The organism is Streptomyces sp. NPDC101194 (assembly GCF_044767885.1).
In the GTDB taxonomy this organism is placed as follows: domain Bacteria; phylum Actinomycetota; class Actinomycetes; order Streptomycetales; family Streptomycetaceae; genus Streptomyces.
This window is the reverse complement of the sequence record NZ_JBIWOS010000006.1, coordinates 414352-421588: the sequence shown is the minus strand read 5'-3', so window position 1 is coordinate 421588 and position 7237 is coordinate 414352. Positions and strand designations below refer to the sequence as shown.

The window sequence follows — 7237 nt, the reverse complement described above, 5'->3', positions numbered from 1 at the left end:
CAACCGAGCGGCTGAGCTGAGCTGCAGCGGAGGGTAGGGGTCGCCCGAGGAACGAGGGCGGCACCTGCCCGCAGCGGAAGCGAAGCGAACGCGACGACGGGCTCCGACGCAACCACAAGATCGAGTGGCTGAACGGTGGCCGGTTCCGAGCCCCGACCGTGACCGAATCTCCCCCAGGATGTGACCTATCTCCTGGGGGAGACCCATTCCCGCAGGTCACACCCGCAACAGGGTTAAACCCCAGGCCCAAAGACCTGTCCAATTCGTGACGTAATGCACTGACACCGGGCGCAGGTAGAGGACAAGCTGAGGTAGGAAGTCGGGGGATCGATTGAAACCGGGAGTATGTCAGTGAGCGCCATGTCTCTTGCCCTGTTGCTGACCACCGCCGCCGCCACGGCCGTGGGCGCCGCTGCTCTGCATGCTGCTCACGGGCTGCGCAAGCAGATCACGGCCCTTCGGACGGAGCTGACCGTGGCCCGCGCCCACGATGTCGCCGTGCCCGCGCAGAGCCGCGACGACGTGACCCCGGTCGCCGAGATACGCGCGGCCGTCGCCGAAGCACTCGCCGAGGAGCGGGAACGCGAACTCGCCGAGGCCCGCGCCTTCTGGGCCTCCCAGGAAGCGCGCGATGCCGCCGACGCCCCGTCACTGCTGGGCGGTCTGACCGGGATCGGCGAGGACGCGCCGTTCTTCCTGCCGCGCCAGGCCGACTTCGCGGGCCTGGAGGCCATGGACTTCGACGGCGCCGAGGCGCTCGAAGAGCTGACGGAACTGACCGAGCTGGCGGATGTGACCGAGCTGCCCGAGACGGCGGAGTTCGCCGAGGACTCCCCCGAGCTGGCCGCGGCCCGTCGCCGCCACCCTTCGCACCCCGACTTCGTGCCGGTGCAGACCCCGGTCGTCACCGACCACGAGCGCACCGTGAACCGTCTGGAGGAGCTCGCCGACAGCCGTACGGAGCTCGCGGACGTGCGCCCCGGACCGCTCGGCACCCTCGATGTCTATGTCTTCGCCGACGGCACCACGCTCTGTATGACCCCCGGCCACCGCGAGACGGCCGAGCGGCTGGCCGAGGCACTGCTCGCGGGCGAGCACCCGGTCCTGCTGGGCGGCTCCGGTGTCTCCGGCGCGTACGCCCTGACGTTCTCCTGCGGCCAGGAGAACGTCTACATCCTCGCCGACCGCGTCATCGCCTCGTTCTAGCCCGGACCGCTCCGGGCGGAGCGGCCCTCGTCGGCCGCCGCCTCCGGGCCACCACCCGCCCGCGGCTACGCGAACGCCCGCGCAGCCGCCTCCATCACGAATTGCACGGCCTCGTCCAGCTCAGCCGACGGGGCCGTTTCCAGTGCCACCGCCAGGTCACGACCCGCTACGGCGAGTTGGTCGCCGATCGCGAAGATCCCGGCGTCCGGCATGATCCGCGGCTCCCGGTCCGGCGCCTCGATGCGCTGGGCCCGCACGGCCAGCTCTTTGGCCGTGGCCAGCCCCTCGGCAGCCGCTCCGCGCTGCAGCCGGCTCTGCGGGGCCGCGCGCAGCCGGTCGGCGAATCGGTCCACGGCGGTGATCAGCGGGGTCGTATCGAGCACTCCGCGACCCTACGCTCCCTTGCGGGACGGTTGCCAACGGGCCGACGCCCGGGCACGGCGCCGGAAGGACCGGCCACGCGCAGTGCGTCGGGGGGGCACCGGCGCAGACGCGGAACGGCCCGCAGGCGGTGAGCCTGCGGGCCGTTCCGTATCGCGTCGCGGGTCCGTACGTCAGTCGTCGCCGCTGAGGATGGAGAGCAGGCGCAGCATCTCCAGGTAGATCCACACTAGGGTCATGGTGAGGCCGAAGGCCGCCAGCCAGGACTCCTCGCGCGGAGCGCCGTACGCGATGCCGTCCTCGACCTGCTTGAAGTCCAGGGCCAGGAAGCACGCACCGAGCACGATCCCGATGACACCGAAGAGGATGCCGAGGCCACCGCTGCGGAAGCCCAGGCCGTCACCGCCGCCGAAGACGGCGAACAGCAGGTTGACCACCATCAGGAGCATGAAGCCCATGGCAGCGGCCATCACGAAGCCGTAGAAGCGGCGGGTGACGCGGATCCAGCGCATCTTGTACGCGAGCAGCACACCGGCGAAGACACACATGGTGCCCATCACCGCCTGCATCACGACGCCCGGCCCGATGTACGTGCTGACCGCGCTGGAGATCACTCCGAGGAAGACGCCCTCGAAGGCCGCGTACGAGACGATCAGCGCCGGGGACGGCCTGCGCTTGAAGGACTGGACGAGCGACAGGACGAACGCCACCAGGGCGGCGCCGATCGCGATGCCGTAGGACTTGCCGAGATTGGCCTCGTCGACCGGCAGCAGGGCCCAGGCGAGCGCGGCACCGAGCACCACGGTGCCCAGCGTGATCGCCGTGCGCGTGACGACGTCGTCGATCGTCATGGCACCGGAACGCGCCGGTGCCTGCGGAACGCCGTACTGGGTGTCCTGCTGGGCGTAGGGGTTGGTGGCGTACGGGTTGGCGGCGGTGCCCTGCGCGTACGGGTTGGCACCCGCGACGGGGGCCCCGGCCTGCGGCGCCGCGTTGAAGCCCGCGTATCCGTTGTCGCGGCTGAAGCCCCGTCGCGAGAAGACCGGGTTGCTGCTCCTCATCTCACTCCTCCATGGCCACCCTGCGTGGCCTTCCCACAAGAGTAATGGGTAGGCAAAGGGATCAGACTAGTGCTTGGGGAGGATCTTTGCGGAAGCCGAACGGTACGAGGACGGGCGGGAGGCGGGGTCCGGCGAGGGCGCCACGGGCCGGGCGCGTGCGGAGCGCCCGGGCGACCGTGCTCCGGGATCGCCGCGCGCCGTACCGCCATCCCGGTGGGAACACCGCTCCGGCGTGCCCCGGACGGCCACGGCCGAGGTGGGCCGCGTGCGGCGGGACGCCCGCCGTGCGCCGAGGCCGGCCGGGTGGCCACGGTGCGGCCGGGAAAGGAAAGGATCACGCGCGTCCAGGGCCGTTCCCACTGGCCGGACCTTGCGCGCTGGGTGGTGCCCGGAACCGGACTCGAACCGGTACGCCCCCGAGGGGCAGCGAGGTTTAAGCTCGCCGTGTCTGCATTCCACCATCCGGGCCTGGCGCGCGGCTCCGCGTTGGCACATGACCCTATCCGGGCGCTTCCTCCGATCAGCCGATCGGTGGCGCGATGTTGTCTTATTTTATTGACCGTTTGAGGGTTCGTCAGCACTCGCGAGAGGCCATCGTCACATGCCTGGGCGGGGTAACGAGCACGGCGACCGTTATTCCGGATTGACGTAAAGTCGCCGCACTCGGACGGCGCATTCGCCAGGCACGCGCCGGCGTTCGCCATGGGTGCGCCGGCCGGCCGGGCGACGGCTCCTCCGAAGCGCTGCGGACGGGGGCCGGCGCCGCCCTCCCACCAGGGTCCGGGAACCCCTCGTCCGTGACACGGAACACGCCGCTCTCCCCGGCAGCGGGTTGACGGGTGTGCGGCACCGGGCGGGGCGGCCCGAGGGGGCGTGGGGCCCTCGGCCGGTCGGACGGGCCCTCAGGGTCGGTGTCATACCGAAGGAGGACACAGGGGCCCTTCGATGCGACTCAAGACGGCCCCGGGAACGGGCACGGGGACTGACGATCCGCGGCCGTACGGCGGTGACGATGGAGGGGTTCCGAACTCAAGCGGACGCAACCGAACGCAACCCCGGACGAAGCCCTCGGCCGGAGCCCGAATCAGGAGATTCCCGTGACCACCACCTCCACCGCACACCGCGTCACCACGGTGGCTGCCCGCGCCACGGATCTGTCGAAGGTCTACGGAGAGGGCGAGACCAGGGTGACCGCCCTGGACCGGGTCTCCGTGGACTTCCCGCGCGGCGAGTTCACCGCGATCATGGGCCCGTCCGGCTCCGGCAAGTCCACGCTGATGCACTGCGTGGCGGGCCTCGACAGCTTCAGCAGCGGTTCGGTACGGATCGGTGAGACGGAGCTGGGCTCCCTCAAGGACAAGCAGCTCACCCAGCTCCGCCGGGACAAGATCGGCTTCATCTTCCAGGCGTTCAACCTGCTCCCGACCCTGACGGCGCAGGAGAACATCACGCTCCCCATGGACATCGCGGGCCGCAAGCCCGACGCCGAATGGGTGCGCCGGGTCATCGACATGGTGGGTCTCTCCGACCGGCTGACCCACCGGCCGACCGAACTCTCCGGCGGTCAGCAGCAGCGCGTGGCCGTGGCCCGCGCCCTGGCCTCGCAGCCGGAGATCATCTTCGGTGACGAGCCGACCGGGAACCTGGACTCCCGCTCCGGCGCCGAGGTCCTCGGCTTCCTGCGCAACTCGGTGCGCGAGCTGGGGCAGACCGTGGTGATGGTGACCCACGACCCGGCGGCCGCCTCCTACGCGGACCGGGTCGTCTTCCTCGCGGACGGCCGGATCGTCGACCAGATGATGCACCCCACCGCGGACCGGGTCCTCGACCGGATGAAGGCGTTCGACGCCAAGGGCCGCACCAGCTGACGCCCGCCCTTCCCCTCGCCTCTCACCGGAACCCCTCCCCCTCCCAGGACTGACAGACATGTTCCGTACCGCCCTGCGCAATGTGCTCGCGCACAAGGCCAGGCTGCTGATGACCGTCCTCGCCGTGATGCTCGGCGTGGCCTTCGTATCGGGCACCCTGGTCTTCACCGACACCCTCGGCAACGCCTTCCGCAACCAGTCGGCGAAGAGCTACGACGACGTCGCCGTCGCCGTCACCACCTACGCGGACCAGCGCGACGAGAAGACGCCCGGTCTCACCGCCGCCACCCTGAAGAAGATGCAGGGCCTGGACGGCGTGGACACCGTCACCGGCCGGGTCTCCGGCTTCGCCGGGGTCGCCGACCCCGACGGCAAGCTGATCGGCAACGGCTGGTCGAACACCGGAGGGAACTACTCCCCCGGCAAGAACGGCAAGGACCCCGCGTACACCTTCGTCGACGGCAAGGGCCCGGACGCGGCCGACCGGATCGCGCTCGACGAACAGACCGCGAAGAAGGGCGAGTACCACGTCGGCGACCGGGTCCGGGTCGCCACGAACGGGCCGGTGAAGGAGTACACCCTCTCCGGGGTCTTCACCACCGAGGACGGCGCGGTCAACGCGGGCGGCAGCCTGGTCCTCTTCGACGCCCCCGTCGCCCAGAAGCTGTACCTCAGGGCCGGTGAGTTCCGCGACGCCACCCTCTCCGCCTCAGCCGGCGCCTCGGAGGAGAAGCTGCTCGCCGCGGTGAAGCCGCTGCTGCCCGAGAACGCCGAGGCCAAGACCGGCACGGCCCTCGCCGATGAGCAGGCCGAGCAGATCGAGAAGGGGCTCAGCAGCCTCAACGCCATGCTGCTCGCCTTCGCGGCGATCGCCCTCTTCGTCGGCGTCTTCCTGATCGCCAACACCTTCACCATGCTGGTCGCCCAGCGCACCAAGGAGCTGGCACTGATGCGCGCCGTCGGCGCCTCCCGCCGCCAGGTCAAGCGCTCCGTGCTCCTGGAGGCGGCGGTGGTCGGCGTGATCGCGTCGGTCGTCGGTTTCCTGCTCGGCCTCGGTCTCGCCACCGGGCTCCGCTCCGCGATGGGCCTGATGGGCGGCAAGATCCCGGCCGGTCCGCTGATCATCTCGCCCACCGCGGTCGCCGCCGCCTTCGGCGTCGGTGTGCTGATCACCGTGCTGGCCGCCTGGCTGCCCGCCCGCCGGGCCGCGAAGATCCCGCCGGTCGCCGCGATGAGCAGCGTCCACGCGGTGGCGACCGTCAAGTCCCTGGTGCTGCGCAACTCGATCGGTGGCACGCTCACCCTGCTCGGCGCCGGTGCGATCGTGGGAGGTGCGGCCAAGGCCGGGACCGACGGTCGCTGGCTCGTCGGCCTCGGCGCGTTCCTCGCGCTGATCGGTGTGATCGTGCTCATCCCGCTGCTGTCGCGGCCGGTGATCGCGCTGGTCCGCCCCCTGCTGAAGCGACTGTTCGGGGTCTCCGGCAAGCTGGCCGCGCAGAACGCGGTCCGCAATCCGCGGCGTACCGGAGCCACCGCCTCGGCACTGGCCATCGGACTCACCCTCGTCACCGGCATCTCGGTGCTGGGCGTCACTCTCGGCCAGGCGATCGACCGGGCGACGACGGACAACATCAAGGCCGACTACATGGTCTCGATGGCGAGCGGCGACCCGCTCGACGAATCGGCGCTCACCGCCCTGGAGAAGGCCCCCGGTGTCACCGCGGTCTCCCCCCAGCAGGCCGCCTCCATAACGGTCAAGGGCGAATACCACTCGGCCTCCGGGGTCACGCCGGGCGATGTCCAGAAGGTCTTCGCCGTGAACACGGTCTCCGGTTCGCTGGACTCGCTGGGCAAGGGCGAGATCGCCGTCGGCGACAAGACCGCGAAGTCGAACGGCTGGAAGACCGGCGACACCCTGCCGGTGACGTACGAGGACGACAAGAAGGGCACCCTGAAGGTCGGCGCGGTCTACGAGGAGAACGAGTTCCTCTCGCCGGTCCTGATGCCCAGGAACATCGTGGACGCCCACCAGAGCCGCCCGGAGATCCGCGAGATCTGGCTGAAGACGGACGGCGGCGCGTCGAAGGCCAATGAGCAGGCCCTGATCGATGCCCTGGGAGACAACCCCGCGATGTCCGTCATGGACCAGAAGGACATCAGGGACACGTTCGGCGGCTTCATCAACCAGGCCCTGAACATCATGTACGGACTGCTGGCGATGGCCCTGGTCATCGCGGTGCTCGGAGTCGTCAACACGCTGGCCATGTCGGTCTTCGAACGCCAGCAGGAGATCGGCATGCTGCGGGCGATCGGCCTGGACCGGCGCAGGGTGAAGCGCATGATCCGGCTGGAGGCCGTGGTCATCTCGCTCTTCGGCGCGGTGGTCGGCGTCGTGCTCGGCATGTTCCTCGGCTGGGCGATCGGGCAGACCCTGAAGGCCGACATCCCGGACTACGCCCTGGTCATCCCGTGGGACCGGATCGGAGTCTTCCTGGTGCTCGCCGGACTGGTGGGTGTGCTGGCCGCACTCTGGCCGGCCCGCAGCGCCGCGAAGCTGAACATGCTGACGGCGATCAAGACCGAGTAGTCGCCGGACACCACCGGACGGCACGGCCGAGGGCCGGTACGCGCAGCGCGGAGCTGCGGGTACCGGCCCTCGGTGCGTCCCGTGCGGCGCCGGTTCTCCCGGCGCCTGCGCGGGTGGCGGCGCACGTGCGGTAC

The 7237-nt window shown here is 70.3% G+C and carries 5 protein-coding genes and 1 tRNA gene; 3 read left to right on the top strand and 3 right to left on the bottom strand.

Going from position 1 to position 7237, the window contains the following annotated elements; all coding sequences use genetic code 11:
• The first annotated feature begins 345 nt into the window (after positions 1-345).
• Entirely contained in the window at positions 346-1206 is an 861-nt protein-coding gene (locus ACIRP2_RS24400; protein WP_404253598.1) for a hypothetical protein, read from the top strand.
• A 65-nt stretch (positions 1207-1271) separates the two neighbouring features.
• Here ACIRP2_RS24400 and ACIRP2_RS24395 read toward each other — a convergent pair whose 3' ends face one another.
• The 3 genes from ACIRP2_RS24395 to ACIRP2_RS24385 all read right to left on the bottom strand — a co-directional run bounded on the left by ACIRP2_RS24395 (position 1272) and on the right by ACIRP2_RS24385 (position 3116).
• Complete coding sequence (locus tag ACIRP2_RS24395; protein WP_404253596.1) at positions 1272-1589, bottom strand: hypothetical protein; 318 nt, start codon at positions 1587-1589, stop codon at positions 1272-1274.
• 171 nt (positions 1590-1760) lie between these two features.
• Positions 1761-2648: a Bax inhibitor-1/YccA family protein gene (locus ACIRP2_RS24390; RefSeq protein ID WP_391743027.1), complete on the bottom strand. Its 888-nt coding sequence runs from the start codon at positions 2646-2648 to the stop codon at positions 1761-1763.
• A 382-nt stretch (positions 2649-3030) separates the two neighbouring features.
• Positions 3031-3116: transfer RNA gene (locus ACIRP2_RS24385), tRNA-Leu, on the bottom strand.
• A 629-nt stretch (positions 3117-3745) separates the two neighbouring features.
• Here ACIRP2_RS24385 and ACIRP2_RS24380 point away from each other — a divergent pair.
• Positions 3746-4516, top strand: coding sequence for an ABC transporter ATP-binding protein (locus ACIRP2_RS24380; RefSeq protein WP_404253594.1), 771 nt, complete (start codon positions 3746-3748; stop codon positions 4514-4516).
• Positions 4517-4574: 58 nt separating this feature from the next.
• Positions 4575-7103, top strand: coding sequence for an ABC transporter permease (locus ACIRP2_RS24375; protein WP_404253592.1), 2529 nt, complete (start codon positions 4575-4577; stop codon positions 7101-7103).
• Positions 7104-7237 lie beyond the last annotated feature (134 nt).

Excerpts from the sequence above, each read along its gene's own strand:
- ACIRP2_RS24390 (WP_391743027.1), bottom strand. The coding sequence starts at position 2,648 with ATGAGGAGCAGCAACCCGGTCTTCTCGCGACGGGGCTTCAGCCGCGAC.
- ACIRP2_RS24400 (WP_404253598.1), top strand. The coding sequence starts at position 346 with ATGTCAGTGAGCGCCATGTCTCTTGCCCTGTTGCTGACCACCGCCGCC.
- ACIRP2_RS24375 (WP_404253592.1), top strand. The coding sequence starts at position 4,575 with ATGTTCCGTACCGCCCTGCGCAATGTGCTCGCGCACAAGGCCAGGCTG.